General features: G+C 67.9%; 17 protein-coding genes. 10 read left to right on the top strand and 7 right to left on the bottom strand.

The genetic code is table 11. The annotated features are described in order from the left end of the window. The first annotated feature begins 32 nt into the window (after window positions 1–32). A complete protein-coding gene (locus DBO33_RS33020) occupies window positions 33–728 on the top strand; it encodes an SDR family NAD(P)-dependent oxidoreductase (protein ID WP_107658533.1) in 696 nt (231 codons plus the stop codon). Further along, on the top strand, window positions 725–1756 hold the full coding sequence (locus DBO33_RS33015; RefSeq protein WP_107658532.1) for an S-adenosylmethionine:tRNA ribosyltransferase-isomerase: 1032 nt from the start codon (window positions 725–727) through the stop codon (window positions 1754–1756). The genes DBO33_RS33020 and DBO33_RS33015 overlap by 4 nt, the downstream gene beginning before the upstream one ends. A 12-nt stretch (window positions 1757–1768) precedes the next feature. Here the strand turns inward: DBO33_RS33015 and DBO33_RS33010 are convergent, their stop codons facing one another. Beyond that, window positions 1769–2116 (bottom strand): hypothetical protein, encoded by a 348-nt coding sequence (locus tag DBO33_RS33010; RefSeq protein WP_107658531.1) that lies wholly within the window; start codon window positions 2114–2116, stop codon window positions 1769–1771. Window positions 2117–2343: 227 nt separating this feature from the next. On the opposite strand from DBO33_RS33010, the gene DBO33_RS33005 reads away from it, so the two are divergent. The 3 genes from DBO33_RS33005 (at window position 2344) to DBO33_RS32995 (ending at window position 4695) form a co-directional block, all read left to right on the top strand. After that, complete coding sequence (locus tag DBO33_RS33005) at window positions 2344–3588, top strand: AAA family ATPase (RefSeq protein ID WP_107658530.1); 1245 nt, start codon at window positions 2344–2346, stop codon at window positions 3586–3588. A gap of 44 nt (window positions 3589–3632) precedes the next feature. Beyond that, window positions 3633–3980, top strand: a complete 348-nt coding sequence (locus DBO33_RS33000) for a hypothetical protein (RefSeq protein ID WP_107658529.1) — start codon at window positions 3633–3635, stop codon at window positions 3978–3980. A gap of 196 nt (window positions 3981–4176) precedes the next feature. Further along, window positions 4177–4695 carry a GNAT family N-acetyltransferase gene (locus DBO33_RS32995; protein ID WP_107660801.1) on the top strand — a complete coding sequence of 173 codons (519 nt, stop codon included), beginning with the start codon at window positions 4177–4179 and terminating at the stop codon, window positions 4693–4695. Between the two features lie 755 nt (window positions 4696–5450). On the opposite strand, the gene DBO33_RS32990 is transcribed toward DBO33_RS32995, so the two are convergent. Then, entirely contained in the window at window positions 5451–6101 is a 651-nt protein-coding gene (locus DBO33_RS32990; protein WP_014987212.1) for an ACT domain-containing protein, read from the bottom strand. Window positions 6102–6552: 451 nt separating this feature from the next. Between DBO33_RS32990 and gatC the strand changes: the two genes are divergently transcribed. Further along, window positions 6553–6852 (top strand): Asp-tRNA(Asn)/Glu-tRNA(Gln) amidotransferase subunit GatC, encoded by a 300-nt coding sequence (gene gatC / locus DBO33_RS32985; protein WP_107658528.1) that lies wholly within the window; start codon window positions 6553–6555, stop codon window positions 6850–6852. Next, the gene (gene gatA, locus DBO33_RS32980) at window positions 6849–8375 is read left to right on the top strand and encodes an Asp-tRNA(Asn)/Glu-tRNA(Gln) amidotransferase subunit GatA (protein WP_107658527.1); all 1527 of its coding nucleotides are present in this window, start codon (window positions 6849–6851) and stop codon (window positions 8373–8375) included. The genes gatC and gatA overlap by 4 nt, the downstream gene beginning before the upstream one ends. A gap of 90 nt (window positions 8376–8465) precedes the next feature. On the opposite strand, the gene DBO33_RS32975 is transcribed toward gatA, so the two are convergent. Then, complete coding sequence (locus DBO33_RS32975; RefSeq protein WP_107658526.1) at window positions 8466–9311, bottom strand: SDR family NAD(P)-dependent oxidoreductase; 846 nt, start codon at window positions 9309–9311, stop codon at window positions 8466–8468. A gap of 110 nt (window positions 9312–9421) precedes the next feature. Here DBO33_RS32975 and DBO33_RS32970 point away from each other — a divergent pair, with 110 nt between their 5' ends. Continuing rightward, the gene (locus DBO33_RS32970; RefSeq protein WP_107658525.1) at window positions 9422–10009 is read left to right on the top strand and encodes a TetR/AcrR family transcriptional regulator; all 588 of its coding nucleotides are present in this window, start codon (window positions 9422–9424) and stop codon (window positions 10007–10009) included. Between the two features lie 475 nt (window positions 10010–10484). Here DBO33_RS32970 and DBO33_RS32965 read toward each other — a convergent pair whose 3' ends face one another. The 3 genes from DBO33_RS32965 to DBO33_RS32955 all read right to left on the bottom strand — a co-directional run bounded on the left by DBO33_RS32965 (window position 10485) and on the right by DBO33_RS32955 (window position 13229). Next, a complete protein-coding gene (locus tag DBO33_RS32965) occupies window positions 10485–10928 on the bottom strand; it encodes an SRPBCC domain-containing protein (protein WP_107658524.1) in 444 nt (147 codons plus the stop codon). 25 nt (window positions 10929–10953) lie between these two features. Further along, window positions 10954–12243 carry an alpha/beta-hydrolase family protein gene (locus DBO33_RS32960; protein WP_234391169.1) on the bottom strand — a complete coding sequence of 430 codons (1290 nt, stop codon included), beginning with the start codon at window positions 12241–12243 and terminating at the stop codon, window positions 10954–10956. A 194-nt stretch (window positions 12244–12437) separates the two neighbouring features. Further along, entirely contained in the window at window positions 12438–13229 is a 792-nt protein-coding gene (locus tag DBO33_RS32955) for a hypothetical protein (RefSeq protein ID WP_199856827.1), read from the bottom strand. Window positions 13230–13396: 167 nt separating this feature from the next. Between DBO33_RS32955 and DBO33_RS32950 the strand changes: the two genes are divergently transcribed. Beyond that, a complete protein-coding gene (locus DBO33_RS32950) occupies window positions 13397–14608 on the top strand; it encodes a sensor histidine kinase (RefSeq protein ID WP_234391168.1) in 1212 nt (403 codons plus the stop codon). Window positions 14609–14650: 42 nt separating this feature from the next. Continuing rightward, complete coding sequence (locus DBO33_RS32945) at window positions 14651–15316, top strand: response regulator (RefSeq protein WP_107658522.1); 666 nt, start codon at window positions 14651–14653, stop codon at window positions 15314–15316. A 3-nt stretch (window positions 15317–15319) separates the two neighbouring features. Here DBO33_RS32945 and DBO33_RS32940 read toward each other — a convergent pair whose 3' ends face one another. Continuing rightward, window positions 15320–16219 carry a serine hydrolase gene (locus tag DBO33_RS32940; RefSeq protein ID WP_234391167.1) on the bottom strand — a complete coding sequence of 300 codons (900 nt, stop codon included), beginning with the start codon at window positions 16217–16219 and terminating at the stop codon, window positions 15320–15322. Window positions 16220–16297: the final 78 nt, after the last annotated feature.

Below are 16297 nucleotides of genomic sequence, written 5' to 3'. Positions count from 1 at the left end.
ATTGAGCGGTAGGCAACTACCAGGAGGTTCTCATGGCTCGTCCCACCGCACTGGTCACCGGCGCGTCCGCCGGATTCGGGCTGGCGCTCACTCGCGCACTCGTCGAACGCGGGTGGCGCGTGATCGGCACCGCCCGGCGGGCCGATCGGTTGGCGCGGGTATCCGAGGAGCTCGGCGACCCATTCGTTGCGGTCCCCGGAGACGTGACCGATCCGGTGCATCGGTCGCTGCTGGCCGAAACCGCAAGCAGCGCGGGGGAACTCGCGTTGGTCGTGAACAACGCGAGCAGGCTCGGGCCGAGCCCGCTCAGCAAGCTCGCCGACTATCCGCTCGATGAACTCGAACTGGTGTATCGGACCAACGTTCTCGCCCCACTCGCGATTCTGCAATGCGCGTTGCCGCTGCTGACGCTGGGTGCCAGCGTGGTCAACGTCAGCTCCGATGCCGCTGTCCAGCCGTATCCCGAATGGGGCGGCTACGGTTCGTCCAAGGCCGCGCTCGATCAGCTGACCGCGATTCTGGGTGCCGAGCATCCGGAGCTGTCCGTCTACGCATTCGATCCTGGCGATATGCGCACCGAGATGCATCAGGCGGCGTTCCCCGGTGATGACATCTCCGACCGGCCCGAACCCAGCACGGTAGTGCCCGCACTGCTGCGGCTGCTGGCGGAGAAACCCGAGAACGGACGATATGCCGCAGCCGATTTCGTGGTCGGACACGCGTCATGACGGTCACGCTGGCGTCACCTTCCTTTGTCCTGCCACCCGAACGCAACGCAGTCGCCCCACCGGAGGCGCGCGGGCTGGCCAGGGACGAGGTCCGGCTGCTCGTGGCGGGAGATGGCCTGACCCACGCGCGTTTTCGCGAGCTGCCTCAGCATCTGACGCAAGGCGATCTTGTGGTGGTGAACAATTCGGCGACCCTCGCGGCGGCCATCGACGGGCGGATCGACAGCGGGCCGATCGCTGTGCATTTCGCGACCTGGCTGGATGATGGTGGTTGGGTGGTCGAGCTCCGCACCACCACACGCACTCCTGTTCCCGCAGAGGAGCTTTCGGCGGGCATGCGCATTCAGCTGCCGGAGGGAGCACTAGCGACGCTGCGCGAACCATGGCTGGCCGGTGCCCGCCGCCTGTGGACCGCCGATGTCACCACCGATCCCCGCCGTCTACTAGACGTTTACGGCTACCCGATCACCTATTCCTATGTGCCGCAACGCTGGTCCGTTTCCTACTATTCGACAGTCTTCGGCCGCATCCCTGGAAGCGCGGAAATGCCCAGCGCGGCAAGGCCCTTCACCGAACATCTGGTGCTGGACCTGATTGCGGCAGGCATCGGAATCGCACCGATCACCTTGCATACCGGGGTGTCCTCACCGGAAGCGGGTGAACCCCCGAGCCCAGAACGTTTCGCCGTTCCGGATTCGACCGCCCGCATTGTGAACGACACCAAAGCCGCCGGCGGGCGCGTCATCGCGGTCGGCACCACGGTCACCCGAGCCCTGGAAACCGCTGCCGACCCGTCGGGCCGCGTTCATCCGGCACACGGCTGGACCGAACTGGTGCTCGGCGAAGATCGCCCGGCCCGCGTGGTCGACGGCCTGATCACCGGCTGGCACGCACCCGGCGCCTCGCACCTGGATCTGCTGGTCGCGGTGGCGGGGGAGAGCACCGTGCACGCGGCATACGCGGCAGCGTTGGGCACCGGATATCTCTGGCACGAATTCGGCGACAGTGCCTTGCTGCTGCGCGGTTGAGCTGCGCCTGAGTCAGTTCGGGGTGACGGACACCGTGGCGCTCTGCTGGCCGGCGATCTCGAATCGCCCGCAGCGCCCGTTGCTCAATTCGAGCCGCTGGGTGACGGTCTTCTTCCTGGTGTTCAGGTAGGTGGCCTCGGCGACCACGTCGGCGCCCGCCATCGAGCACACCTTCGCGATCGTCTGCTCGCTGTAACTCGCGGTGCCTGTCTGACACGAGGGCTCGCTGTTGGAGAAGAAAATGCGAGCGGAGCCGTCGGCGCACGTCTCGGCGGCGGCCTGTGGCGCGATGACCACGATCGACCCCAAGGCGATGGCGGCGGCGACGGAGCTTCGGACTGCAATACGACGAACCGTCATACCTATCGTTACCCATCAGTTTCGAACGTTTCCAGCAATAACGGCACACGAACAAGTCGTGGCGCCCAGCATGCTAACCCGTAACCAGCGTCTTTGTCGGGCGATCGGCGGGCAGCACCGGCCGACGCTCGCGCTATGTGTATTCGCTATGAATTGTTTCCGACCTGTTCGTCGCGCGGATAAGCCCTGCCGTCGCGGCGGGGTGGAAGGGACGAAAGGATGGCGGGATGCTGCGCAGTTTTCAGGTGACGAATCACAGATCGCTGGCCGAGGGGCAGGAACTACGGCTGACCAAGGGGAGTGGGCCTGTGGCCGTGCCGGTGACCGCGATCCACGGTGCCGCCGCGGCGGGAAAAACGAACCTGATCGACGCGCTCGCGCAGATGCGCGACGCGGTGCTGCATTCGGTGACCGGCTGGGATCCCTACGCCGGACCGGTCCGCGCGCCGCACCTCGGATTCCCGGACCGCCCTTCGGAATTCGTCGTCGGCTTCGTGGCCGAGGGCGTGCCCTACACCTACGGCTTCCGGCTCGACAACGCCGACGTCACCGCCGAGTGGTTGTACACCCAGCCGCGCTCGCGCAAGCGAATCGTGTTCGAGCGCAACGGCGAACAGATCAAAATCGGTCCGATGTTCGAGGCAGCGCGCTACGGGATCGCCGCGCTGGTGCCGCTGGTGCGCCCGAATGGGTTGCTGCTCAGCCTCGCCGGGCAGATGTACGCCGACGCACTGGTGCCCGCCTACCGCTGGTTCGAGTCGATGCTGGAAGTGCAGCTCGGCCCGGCCGATCCGGCCGCCATCGCGCACCGGCTCGGCAGTCACCTCTCGCGGTCGCCGGAGAACGCCGGGCGGTTGCTCCTGCTGCTGCGCACCGCGGGGCTCGGCATCACCGATCTGCTTCTCGCCGAGAACGATCCGATGTACGCCGACTACCTGCGCGACCTGGACGCCGACATCGCCGCGCTCGGCAAGCAGATCGAACTGTGCGCCACCTCGCCCGATTTCGCCGATCGGCTGTTACAGGAGAACGGCTTCACCCCGATGCTGCTGGAACGCGAACTGACCAACCTGAAAGCCGCCAGGGACGCCCTGTACGCGCGGATGGTAGCCCGGCGCGGCGTCGGGCTCGGACTGGTCCACGACGGCATTGCCAATCCGTTCGACATCACCGACGAATCCACCGCGACACAGTCGCTGCTGCGCGTCCTGCCGACCATGCTCGACGCCCTCGACGCCGGCCGTGTCCTGGCTGTCGACGACATCGGCGCACACCTGCCCGCCGAGGAGACCGACCGGCTCATCCAGCTGTTCCAGAACCCGGAAACCAATTCCCGTGGCGCCCAACTGATCTACACCACCAACAACCGCGCCCTGATCGATCGCGGCAACGGCCGGTCGTCGCGCACCCGCAGCGCGGTCTGGCAGGTTCGCCGAACCGAACACGGCACCAGCGAGCTCGCCACGGTGTAGGCGGGTGTTCCGGGTTTGTCCGCCCGGCGCAATAGCATGGGGCCATGCTGGAGTTCGCAATGCTGCTGATCATGATCGTCGCCGCCGTCGGCCTCGCCATGATCTATCTGCGCGGGCGCGGCAAGCTCCGCCCCGCCCAGGGCGAAACCGGCACCCTCTACGTCACCGGAGTGAGCCCGCCACCCGACGGCGCAATCGGCGAGCAGTACGTGACCATCACCGGCAACCTCACCGGCCCGACCGAACCCGGCACCGTCGTCTACGGCAGGTTCGCCTGGGATGTGAACGCATGGCCGTCCATCGGTGACCTGATCACCGTCGTCTACCCGTCGGGAAAGCCCGAACGCTGGCAGATCGCGCACCCCGGCGCTCGCCCCGGTCTCGGTTCCTGACGCTGCGCTGTGGGGTCTTGGCAGGTCCGGAAGCTTTTGCGGGTGTTTAGGCCTGCCCCTGTGCGTGGGCAGGGTGCAGGACTGTCGCTTCTGGTACTGCGCACCCATGCCCGGCTAAGTCTCGACTGCCGATTTTCTGCGCCGCACACGCGCCCACGGCATGTGTGACGTAGACCGTTCTATGGCGAATGGCACGATGCCGGGTATGGATGCGAAGGACACGGGATTGGTCATTCGGACGGCCGAGCCGGACGAGTACGCGGCGGTCGGCGCGCTGACCGTGGACGTCTACGTCGGCGAAGGCTTTGTGCAAGAAGGGAGCCCGTACGCGGCGGACCTGGCGGACACCGCGCATCGCGGCGCCTCGGCACAGATTCTGGTTGCGATTCACGCCGACCGTATCGTCGGATCGCTGACCGTCGCCCGCCCCGGCACGCCGTACGCGGAGATCGCCCGCCCCGGCGAACTCGAATTCCGGATGCTCGCGGTGTCGAAGTCGGCCCGCGGTCTGGGCGCCGGAACCGCCTTGGTACGCACCGTGATCGACATGGCCAGGACCGAAGGCTTCCACGCCGTCGCCCTCACCACCATGGCCGCCATGTCCGACGCCCGCCGCATCTACGACCGCTTCGGCTTCGTCCCCACCCCCGACCGCGACTGGCACACCGAAGCAGGCGAACTCCTCAACGTCCTCCGCCTAGACCTGCAGCCCTGATGCCGAACGGGACACCCCATCGTCGCTACTCACACGTCCGCGCCCTCATGTCCCCAGATCCGTGCGCTGTGGTGTCGAGCGGGACATGGCGTCGTCGTCACTCGTACTTCTGCGCCTTCATGTCCCGAGGTGCATGCGCTGTGGTGTCGAGCGGGACATGGCGTCCTCGTCACTCGCACCTCCGCGCCTTCATGTCCCCAGGTGCGTGTGTTGTAGCGCCGAGCGGGACATGGCAGACATGGCGTCGTCGTCACTCGCACCTCCGCGCCTTCATGTCCCCAGGTGCATGTGCTGTAGCGCCGAACGGGACATGACGTCGTCGCTACTCGTACTTCTGCGCCTTCATGTCCCGAGGTGCGTGCGCTGTGGTGTCGAGCGGGACGTGACGTCGTCGTCACTCGCGTACGGCCTGAACCGGATTGGTGAGTGGCACACCACGGTGAGCGCTTCCCGCGATTTGCCGCAGCCATGTGCCACTCACGGACGGTACGCGCCTACGGGTTGGATTGGTCGGCGAGCGGTACTTCATGGTGAGCGCTTCCGCTCTGCCACAGCCGTGTGCTGCTCGCGCACGGGGGTTGCCTACGGGCTGAACCGGATTAGTGAGGCATGCCTGGTGCCGACTTATCGTGTTTCGCCGCAGCGATGTGCTGCTCGCGCACGCTGTTTGCCTATGGGCTGAACCGGATCAGTGAGTGGCACACCATGGTGAGTGGTTCCCGCGTTTCGGCGCAGCCATGTGCCACTCGCGGGAGCTACCCCAGAACGGTGGCGACGATGCCGGCGAGGTACCCGAGGCGTGCCACTTCCGAGGGGCGGAAGTCGGGTCCGCCGGGGCGGCCGAGGAGCAGAACCTTGCCGGTGTTGCCGAGGGGCGCGGCGGCGAGTTTGGTGTCCATGTCGCGCCAGATCTCGGGGACCCATTCGGATTCGGGGTCGAGGATGGCGGGCTTCTCGAGCGGCATCCATGGTGCCGAACCTGCTTGTGTCTCTGGCGCACTCGGGCTGCCGACCACGCGGTAGGCGCCTTGCGGACCCATGTCGATGATGGTGCTCCAGCCGACGCGCAGCACCCGGGGCACGCCGTCGACGAGCACCTGCAGCCGGTCGTCCTTGGCGCTGGCCACCTGGTCGATGAGTTCGAGTTCGCGGTGGGTGTCGAGCACACCGGAGTAGGGGCGGATGGAGTCGACCCGCACATCGCCGATCGATTCGGCGGCGGTGATGAGGGTGTCGGGTAGCGCGCCCTGCGGTACCTCGACGACGAGGTCGTCGACGGCGAAACCGGCGCCGCGTTCCACCACATCCAGCGAGAGAATGTCGGCGCCGACGGAGCCGAGTGCGAGCGCGAGAGCGCCGAGGCTTCCCGGTCGATCCGGAAGTTGCACGCGGAGCAGATACGACACGTGCGTTCCTTTCCTAAAGCGGCCGAGGCTCTGAACGGATACCCGGGTCACGCAATCCTTACACTCCCGCGCCCCAGTAATCGACTGGAAGTGCGGCCAGTGATGTACGCCACGCGGCGATTTCGTGACAATACGGCGTGTCGAGCTAGTTGGGAAACCGTGTCGACGAATCGGATCGTCCGATTCCAGCGCCGTGGGCGACGCGACCAGCCTACCGCCGGACTCCGACACGGGTTGTCCGGTGTGCGGTCGCGTTGCCGGCGGGTGCGCGAATGTCCGCCGTTGTCCGCCATCGGTGGTCCACTGAACGGACTCTTCCGCACCTCGACACCACCGTGCGCGGACTGCGGCCGGACTCGGTCCGACACCGCCCTCTAAGCTGTACAGGTTGCGCCGCCCGACGTGTGCGGCGATGTGAACTGTTGAAACCGAAGCCGAAAGGGGTCCCGCGGTGCCCGCCATCTCCCGTGACGAGGTAGCACACCTCGCCCGGCTGTCCCGGCTCGCGCTGTCCGAAGCCGAACTGGATCAGTTCGCCGGTCAGCTGGATTCGATCCTGAGCCACGTGCGGACCATTACCGAGGTCGCCGCCGCCGATGTCCCGGCCACCGCGTCGCCGAACCCGACGACCAACGTGACCCGTCCCGACGTGGTCGTGCCCTGCCTGACCCCGCAGGAGGCGCTGTCCGGCGCGCCCGCGGCGGAGGAGCAGAAGTTCGTGGTTCCGCAGATCTTGGGAGAGGCCGAATGAGTTCAGCATCGCGTAGCGATTCGGTGAGGGGCGGCGGCCGGGAGACGGGTGGGCGCGACCTGACTACGTTGTCGGCTGCCGAATTGGCCGACAAGATCCACAGCGGCGAGGTGTCCTCGGTGGAGGTCACCCAGGCGCACCTGGATCGGATCTCCGAGGTCGACGGCGAGTACCACGCGTTCCTGCACGTGGCGGGGGAGCAGGCGCTCGAAGCCGCGGCGGCCGTGGATTCCGCGATCAGCGCCGGCACCGCGCCCGCCTCGCCGCTGGCCGGAGTTCCGTTGGCGCTCAAGGATGTTTTCACCACCACCGACATGCCGACCACCTGTGGTTCGAAGATCCTCGAGGGCTGGGTATCGCCCTACGATGCGACGCTGACCACCCGGTTGCGCGCGGCGGGCATCCCGATCCTCGGCAAGACCAACATGGACGAGTTCGCGATGGGCTCGTCCACCGAGAACTCCGCCTACGGCCCGACCCGCAACCCGTGGGATGTCACCCGGATTCCGGGTGGTTCGGGTGGCGGTTCGGCGGCCGCGCTGGCGTCTCGTCAAGCGCCGTTGGCGATCGGCACCGACACCGGTGGGTCGATCCGGCAGCCCGCCGCGGTCACCGCCACGGTCGGTACGAAGCCGACGTACGGCACGGTGTCCCGGTACGGGCTGGTCGCGTGTGCATCCTCGCTGGATCAGGGCGGTCCCTGCGGCCGCACCGTGCTGGACACAGCTCTGCTGCACGAGGTGATCGCGGGACACGATCCGCGCGATTCCACGTCACGCAATGTGCCGGTGCCCGCGGTGGTCGCCGCCGCTCGCGAGGGTGCCAAAGGTGACCTGAGTGGCCTGAAAGTCGGTGTGGTGAAGGAACTTCACTCCGACAGCTACCAGCCGGGCGTGCTCGAATCCTTCGACGCCGCCGTGGCGGTGCTGAAGGAACTCGGCGCTGAGGTGATCGAGGTGTCGTGCCCGAACTTCGATTACGCGCTGTCGGCCTACTACCTGGTGATGCCGTCGGAGGTGTCCTCGAACCTCGCCCGGTTCGACGCGATGCGCTACGGCATGCGCGTCGACGACGACGGGCATCACAGTGCCGAGCAGGTCATGGCGGCCACCCGTGCCGCCGGGTTCGGCCCGGAAGTCAAGCGCCGCATCATGATCGGCACCTACGCGCTGTCCGCGGGTTACTACGATGCCTACTACGGTCAGGCGCTCAAAGTCCGCACGCTGATCGCGCGCGACTTCGAGAAGGCCTACGAACAGGTCGACGTGCTGGTCTCCCCGACGAGCCCGTTCACCCCGTGGAAACTGGGTGAGAAGGTCGACGACCCGCTGGCCATGTACCTGTCCGACCTGTGCACCCTGCCCACCAACATGGCCGGCCACCCCGCCATGTCGGTGCCGTCCGGGCTGAGCAAGGACGACGGCATGCCGGTCGGCCTGCAAATCATGGCTCCTGCGCTGGCCGATGACCGGTTGTACCGCGTCGGCGCCGCGTACGAAGCTGCTCGCGGCGCTATCGCCTGACCTGCTTTCACACGCCTCGGATTTCGCACACCGGACAACTGGCTGCCCGGTGTGCGAAGTCTTGGCGCGCGAAGTCCGGGCGCTCAATAGTTAGACCGGCCAGGTGAATTCGGGATCCGTCAGATAGTCCTGGCGGCGCTGATCCAACGCCATCGAGACCATCTGCTGCGCCCCGGGCCCGATGATTTTGCGGACCGGCGGGTTGGGCATGTTCACCAGCGCGATGAGCCCCGCCGCGCCGACTTCCGGTGCGGCCTCCTGCCATTCGGAGTCATAGTCGGTGGCCGGCGGCGGCGCGCTCGGGTCCGGGTAGTCCGGCATGCCGAGGATCGCGGTGCGCACCTGTTCGTAGGCGGGTAGCGCCGTGCCGAACTTCATGCTCGTCTTCGCCCAGTCGGTGTCGAAACCGCCCATCTGGGCAAGGGTTACGGCGATGCCGAGGGGCCGCAGCTCGTCGGCGAGCGACGCGCTGAATCCTTCCAGTGCCCACTTGCTCGCGTTGTACATGCCGAAAAGCGGAAGGCTGCCGACCGCGCCGACCGTGGAGATCTGCACGATGTGGCCGGAGCCCTGCGCGCGCAGGTGCGGCACGGCTGCTTGCGAAACCCACAGGGCGCCGTAGAAATTGGTGTCCATCTGATCGCGGATCTGCGACTCGCTCAGTTCCTCGATCGCGCCGACCAGGCCGTAACCCGCGTTGTTCACGATCACATCGATGGTGCCCATCAGCGCGAAAGCCTTGTCCACGGTGGCGATTACGTCATCGCGACCGCGAACGTCCAACGGCAGTACGGTCAGTCGATCCTGAGCGAGATCGGCCATGGAACGCGGGTCGCGAGCGGTCGCGACGACGCGGTCACCCTGGGCGAGCGCGGCCAGCGTGAAGGCCCGGCCGAGTCCGCGGTTGGCGCCGGTGATGAGCCATGTTCTGGTCATGGGGGAGATCCTTTCGTCGCGAGACGCTCCGTCTCGTTTGAAGAGAATGCACCGCCGATCCAGCCATGTCAATACGAGACGTATCGTCTCGTTCGTGTTAGCCTGGCCGCATGCCGGACACCCCCAGCGCCACCCGCCGCAGCGAACGCGCTCGGGCCGCGATCATCGCAGCCGCCACCGAGCTCATCCGCGAAGTGCCCTACGCGAAGCTCACCGTCGAGGCGATCGCCGCCCGCGCGGGCGTCGGCAAGCAGACCATCTACCGTTGGTGGCCGTCCAAGGGCGCGGTCGTCTTCGACGCCATGCTCGAACTCGACGCGGGCCCGGACGGTCTGGCCCTCCCGGACACCGGCGACATCGCCGCCGACCTACGCGCCCTGCTGCGCGGCTCGATAGCCGCCCTCACCGACCCCGGCTTCGAATCCTTCCTCCGCGCGATGTACATCGAGATCCAGCAGGACCCGGAAATCGGCACCGCCTACCGCGAACGCCTACTGCTGCCCCAACGCGCCGCCGTCGCCGACCGCCTAGCCGCAGGCATCCAATCCGGCGATCTCCGCCCAGACCTAGACCTCGACCTGGCTACCGACCTCCTGCTCGGCCCAATCCAGAGCCGCTGGTCCCTAGGTCTCGGCGGCCTCACCGAGTCCTACGCCGACGCCGCCCTCGACGCCGCCCTAGCCCACCTCCGCGCCTGACTGGACCTAGCGCCCGTAACGCTGAGCCTGTTCTGCGGCCTGGCTTTGTCCGAATTGCCTGGTTGCATCAGGATTCCGGTGGGACCATCCAGCCGCGGGTGACGTCTCGCTACTCCGCCGTCCGGCGGCCTGACCATCCCGCGACCCGGCGACGCGGTGGTCCGGTGTTCCGGTGGTCCGGCGACGTGGTGGCCCGGCGACGCGGTGGCGCGGTGGCGCGGTGGCCTGGCGACTCGGTGGCGTGGTGGTCCGGCGGCGCGGTGACCTGGCGACCTGGTCACTCCACCAACTGGCGAGCTGAGCGTCCGGTCCGGCGAGTTCCGCGGGCTACCCAGACCGAACACCCTTTGTGTAAGCCGCACACCGGGTGTACTGGGTGTGCGGCTTACACAAAGGGTGTGCACTTTCTGCGGGCGCGCATTCTCGGCGCAGCACGGGGGATCAGGGCGGCCCAATGCGGCCGTGCTGGGTGGGTTCAGCTGGCGCGCAGAGACTCCGCGCGCTCTTTGATCCCTGCGGTCATTCCGGCGAAACCTCGCTGGAGGTGCTTCCCCAGCAACGCCACCACCACCGGTCGCAACCAGCCGTTCAGCTCGAAGTGGGACTCGTACCGAGTGTGCTCCCCGTCGATCGGCGTGATCGTGTGCGAGCGGAAACTGCTGAGCGTGCCCAGCGGCACCGGCTTCATCGAATAGCTCAGCTCGTGTCCCGGTGTGTGCGAGCGGATCCATTCGCGCTGCCGACGTGGTCGCGGTCCTAGGTGGACGACCATGTCGATCGGCTCGCCGGGCACCAGCGAGCTGCGGCATTCGCTGACGAAGGGGTTCCATTCGCCGTAGCGGGGGAAGTCGGTGATCACCTGCCAGACGAGTTCGGCGGGCGCGTCGATGTCCACGGTGGCGTCGATGACAAAGGCCATGTGCACAATTAGAACACGTTCTATGTCAGCAGCTGCCCATCGCAGTGCCCTGATCGGTGCCGTAACGGTGACCGTGTCCGGCGGGCGCGTTCAGTGCGGCGAGCAGGTCGGCGGTCGCCTGCACGAAGCTGACCACCGGAAGCCACTGGGGTAGTGGCGCATCCAGGCGGGCGCCGGTCAGGTCAGGTGCGCGCCACAGCAGGGCGGGCGACCAGTGGAGCACCGGGTCGGAGGTGTTGGCCAGCACGGTCGCGCCGGCCCGATGCACCTGCCCGGCGGGCGGCCCGGCCCAGAGCGTGGCGCAGGTGCGACGATCCTGGTCGGCGTCGTCGGCGAAGACCGAGCTGCCACCGATCGCACCGAGGCTCTGCCCGTACAGGTAGAGCGCGGGCTTGTGCTCGAGCGTGCGAATCCGGTCCTCCACAGCGGTGAACAGTGCCCGCGCGGCATCGACGGCGTCGTCGCGACCGAAGACGAAGGTCACCCAGCTGGGTGCGTACGAGTACTGCAAGCCGACGAGGGCGACGTCGCCACCGAAGCGCTGGTCGAAGCCGCGCACCGCGTTGCTGTCGATCCAGCCCGAACCGGTCGGCACCATCACCACCAGGTTCGACCGCTCGAAGCCGCCGGAACGTTCCAACTCCCGAACGGCCAGCGCGACACGGGAATTGAGATCCGGCGCCGACTCCACCCCGACGTACACCCGGGGCGGCCCGGCAGGCGCACCGCTGACGAACTTGCGCCCCTCGGCCCCGAGCGACGACCAGCTCACCGCCGACGCCGCACTACCGGACCTGGCGATCGAGTCCGGTTGCACGAGAGCCGGATCCAGCGCGGCATTGGCACCGGCGTAGGCGGCCTGCCGCCAACCCACCGCCGCGGGTGCCGCGACGAGATACAAGAACCCCGTCACGACCACGGCCAGCGAAACCCCACGCGCCCAACCGAGTTTGCGTAGTCCCCACCAGATCGAACGGGTGATCCCCAGCAGCACGCCGACGATCAGCACCGACTCGATCAGCCACCGCAGCCAATAACCTGCCCCGATCGGCGCCGTGCTCATGGCCGCCCGCAACGAGTTCTGCCAATCCCCGGCCAGAACCACTGCGCCGAGAACCAGCGAGGCCGTCCCGATCAGCAACGGCAGTCGGGCCCGTGCCGGCCAACGATCGACATCAAAACCCGAGCGCCGCACCACGAACCGAACGACCCCTGCAATACCCAGCGAAAGCACCACGAGCAATCCGGTCAGTATCGCCTGGGCTCCAGGCGTCCGCGGCAGCAGTCCCGGAGCGAGGGAAATCAGCGTACCCACGCCGATCGCCACCGTAGTCCCGGCACACGGCACGGAGAACCGTTGTGCCGCAGTCGATAGCGCGGTGCCAAACTTTCGGCGGACAGCACCGCGCTCCCTCCGTGCCCGCAGATCATCGAATCCCAGCACCGCCCCATCGGCAAGCGCATCATCCACGACTTCGGTGTCGACAGCTCTCGACAGTGTGCTGGTCATCACTGAACTCCCTGTACCGCAGTAGCTTTCATCGACCAAGGAACACCGGCGCTCTGCGTCGCCCGCCGCACCGTCAGCACCGCACCCAGCCCGGCCACCCCGGCACCGAGCAACCCGAGCAACTGCCAGCTCGTCGCCGAATCGGCGTCGGCAGCACCAAAGGTCGACTCCACTACAGGCGCCCCATAACCCTGCCGACGCGAATTCAGATCCACGAACGTGCTCGCAATAGCCGCCATGGCATTGCACCTGGTCCGCGAGAACGGATCCACCCGGCTCTCACACGACTCGTGCATATGCCGATCGAGCGTGCCGTCCAACGCCTGCCGCGCCCACGGCCCGAGCGGTTCACCGCGCTGCTCGGCGTAGCGCAGCAGGTCGTACCCCAGGTCATGCGCCTTGCACGCCGTCTCGAACTCCACCGGCAACGTCACCGGCGACGAACAGTCACCCTGCGGGTTCGCCAGCAATCCGTCGACGGTACTCGGCCGATACCCGAACTGTGCGGCGAAGTCGTCCGGCATGGCGGCGAGGGAACCGGGACCGCCCGAGGTCAGGTCCGCCACCGCAGCGCCCGCCACCGCATTCTCGACCGGTGCGGACACGCTCGCCGCCGCGGCCTGCGGTGCGGGCGCCAGGAACACGGCGGCGGCCATGGTGGTCAGTGCCGCGGCGGTCAGGGCCGCCGCCCGTCGCGTCGCGGAACCGGTTGCGGCGGAGGAAGAACGGGGGGCGCCTGCGGCCTGTGCGGACCGCGCCGTTGCGGGTCCTGCGGTGGTCGGTGTGCTCATGATCTAGACGCTAGGAATGCGACCCGCTCGCGGGCCTCACGCCGGGGACCGGTTTCCGGGGCCGTGCCCCCGGGGGAGCCCGGTCATACCCTCCTACCTGGGTACGGGGTGCGAAATCACCCGGGGGTATGACGTGGTAGCACGCTGGACTTTCTAGGGTCGTAACTATGAAGCAGCAGAGCCGTGCCCGGGTCCGGCAAATGAGCGCCCAGATGTGGTTCGACTTCTCCACCGTGGTCGTCGCCCTCATCTTCTTCACGGTGGCCTGGCCGACCCTGCACCTCACCCATGCGGTGCCGCCGGCGGTGCAGCCGTTCATGGCCGCGCTCGCCGCGTTCCCGGTGCTGCTCGTCCGGATAAATCCGGCGCTGGGCTGGGCGATCTCGGCGGGCTCCGGCATGCTCATCGCCCTGGCGATCCCGCATCAGCCGAACAACGACATGCCGATGCAGGTCGTGCACATCCTGTCGCTGTTCGTGCTGCTGCTCGCGGTGGCGGTGCGGACGACGGTCCCGATCATCGGCGTCGCCTGGGTCGCGACGTCGCTGCTGCTCGGCACCACGATGTCGAACGAGGGCGGTGTCGCGAGTTCGGTGTGGGGCTGGCCGATCGCGCTCGGCGCGGTGGTGCTGTTCGGCCTGCTGGTGCGGTGGCTGGTGCAGTCACGCAAGCAGTTGGTGCGCCAGGAAGAGGAGAACGAGGTCGAGCGGGCCCGCCGGGCAATCCTCGAAGAGAAGGCTCGCATCGCCCGCGACCTGCACGACGTGGTCGCTCACCACATGTCGCTGGTGGTGGTGCAGGCGCAGACCGCGCCGTACCGGGTCGAGGGTGTAACCCCGGCCGCCCGAGCGGAATTCGAGTCCATCGGCGCCACCGCCCGCGAGGCGCTCAACGAGATCCGCGGCATGCTCGGCGTGCTGCGCAGCGACGGCCAGGCACCCGAGCACACCCCGCAGCCGAAGGCCACCGATGTGCCGAGCCTGTTCGAGGGCGCGCTGCGCGCCGGTGTGCGGATCGCCTGGACGATCGACGGCGAGCTCGAGACCGTGCCCGACGGCGCGGGCCTGGCCCTGTACCGGATCACCCAGGAGTCGCTGTCGAACGCGTCACGGCACGCACCGGAGGCGCCGGTCCAGGTGCACCTGCGCGTCGGCCCGCTCGTGGAGCTCATCGTCGGCAACGGCCCCACCGCCACTGTCGCGCGCCCGGTCGGCAACGGCGGCCACGGTATCGCGGGCATGCAGGCCAGGGCACTCGCCGTCGGCGGCGATCTGACCGCGGGGCCACGCCCCGACGGCGGCTTCGAGGTGCACGCCCGGATTCCGCTCAACCCGACGACCACACTGGACCCGGTCCTGGTCGAGCAAGCCGCCAACTGAACCGTCTCGCTGTCGAGCACTACGTCCCCTTAGGGTAGGGCGGTGGCAATAACGGTGTTGATCGCTGATGACCAGGCAATGGTGCGGCAGGGCTTCGGTGCGCTGCTCGCGGCCCAGCCCGACATCAGTGTGGTGGGGGACGCGCAGGACGGGAAGATCGCGGTGGCCGAGGCCAAGCGGCTGCGCCCCGACGTGGTCCTGATGGACGTGCGCATGCCGGAGATGAACGGACTGGACGCGGCGCGGCTCATCCTGGCGGCCGGGTTCGAGCCGCCGGTGCGGGTGCTGATGCTCACCACCTTCGACATCGACGACTACGTCTACGAGGCGCTGAGCATCGGCGCCAGCGGCTTCCTGCTCAAGGACGCGCCCGCCGAAGAGCTGGTGCGCGCGGTCCGGGTGGTCGCCGACGGCCAGGCCCTGCTGGCGCCGACGGTCACCCGGCGGCTCATCGCCGACGTCACCCGACGCCGCTCGGCCGCCCGCGCGAAACCGGCGCCCGCGCTGAGCTCGCTGACGCCCCGTGAGCGTGAGGTGCTGGAGCTGATCGCGAAGGGCATGTCCAACACCGAGATCGCGGAGTCGTTGTTCGTCGCCGAGCAGACCGTGAAAACGCATGTCTCCAAGGTTTTTTCGAAGCTGAACCTGCGCGACCGGGCGCAGGCCGTGGTGCTGGCCTACGAATCCGGCCTGGTCACGCCCGGCTGACGGTCAGGGCGTGCAGCTGCCGCCGCGCAGCTCGTTCAGGTGCCGTCCGAGCAGCACGGCCAGCCGGCTCAGCATGGCGGTGGCGTCGTCGTAGGTCCCCGAATCGGCCTGTGCCGCAAGGGCTACGGCGACCAGCCCGGACTCCGTCGGCACCACCCCGAATTGCCGGACCGTGTAGATGCCGGTGTCGTCGTCGGGACCCCAGCCGCCCTTGAACGCGGCGCCCGGCAAAGTGCCCAGCCCCCAAGACTGTTCGGGCGTGATCTCCGACATCAGCGCGGTCACCTCGGACGTCTGCGGCAGGCACGGCAGCCGCGAGGCGAACCGCACCTGGTTCGCCAGCGTCCACTCGGTCTGCCCGAATGCCGTGTAGTCCAACCTGGTTCGCGGCCCGGCCACGCCGGTGGTGGAGTCGCCGCCCTCGTCGATCACGTCCTGCACCGCCTGGGCGGCCTCCAGGCCGTCGCCGAGCGACTGCCAGAGTTGCTCGGCCGCATCGTTGTCGGAGACGGTGATGGCCGCCTCGGCCTCCTCGAGGATGCTCCGGTCCGAGTCGTGCCGCAGCGCCGCGATGGCCAGCGGGACCTTGATGGTGGACCAGGCGATGCCGCTGGTCCAGTCGCCGAAGATGGTCATCCGGCCGCCGCCGACCGGCATGATCGCCAGGCCGACCTGGCCGCCGAGGCTCGGTTGCAACTGGGTGAAGTCGGCGGCCAGCGAGTCGGGGATGGACACCGAGAGGCCGGGCCGGAAGGATCCGGCGGTGTCGACGACGACAGCGGGCCGGTCGTTGTGGTTGCGGTCGCCGGGGAGCAGCGCGCACGAGGTCAAGGCGAGCAAGGTGACCAGGGCGGTGCCGCGCAGTAATCCGCGCAGCACAGATCCGGTTCCCGTCGACTTCACCACGCGTCCTCCCCACCACCCGCTATGCGTGTCATCGCTGTCAGTCGGCGGTGCAAAATTTAGCTCATCCGGTCGACC

Origin of the sequence: Nocardia suismassiliense, from assembly GCF_900269665.1 — a bacterium.
Classification (GTDB): Bacteria; Actinomycetota; Actinomycetes; order Mycobacteriales; family Mycobacteriaceae; genus Nocardia; species Nocardia suismassiliense.
The sequence above is the reverse complement of the archived record's forward strand: the minus strand, read 5'-3'. Positions and strand labels throughout refer to the sequence as shown.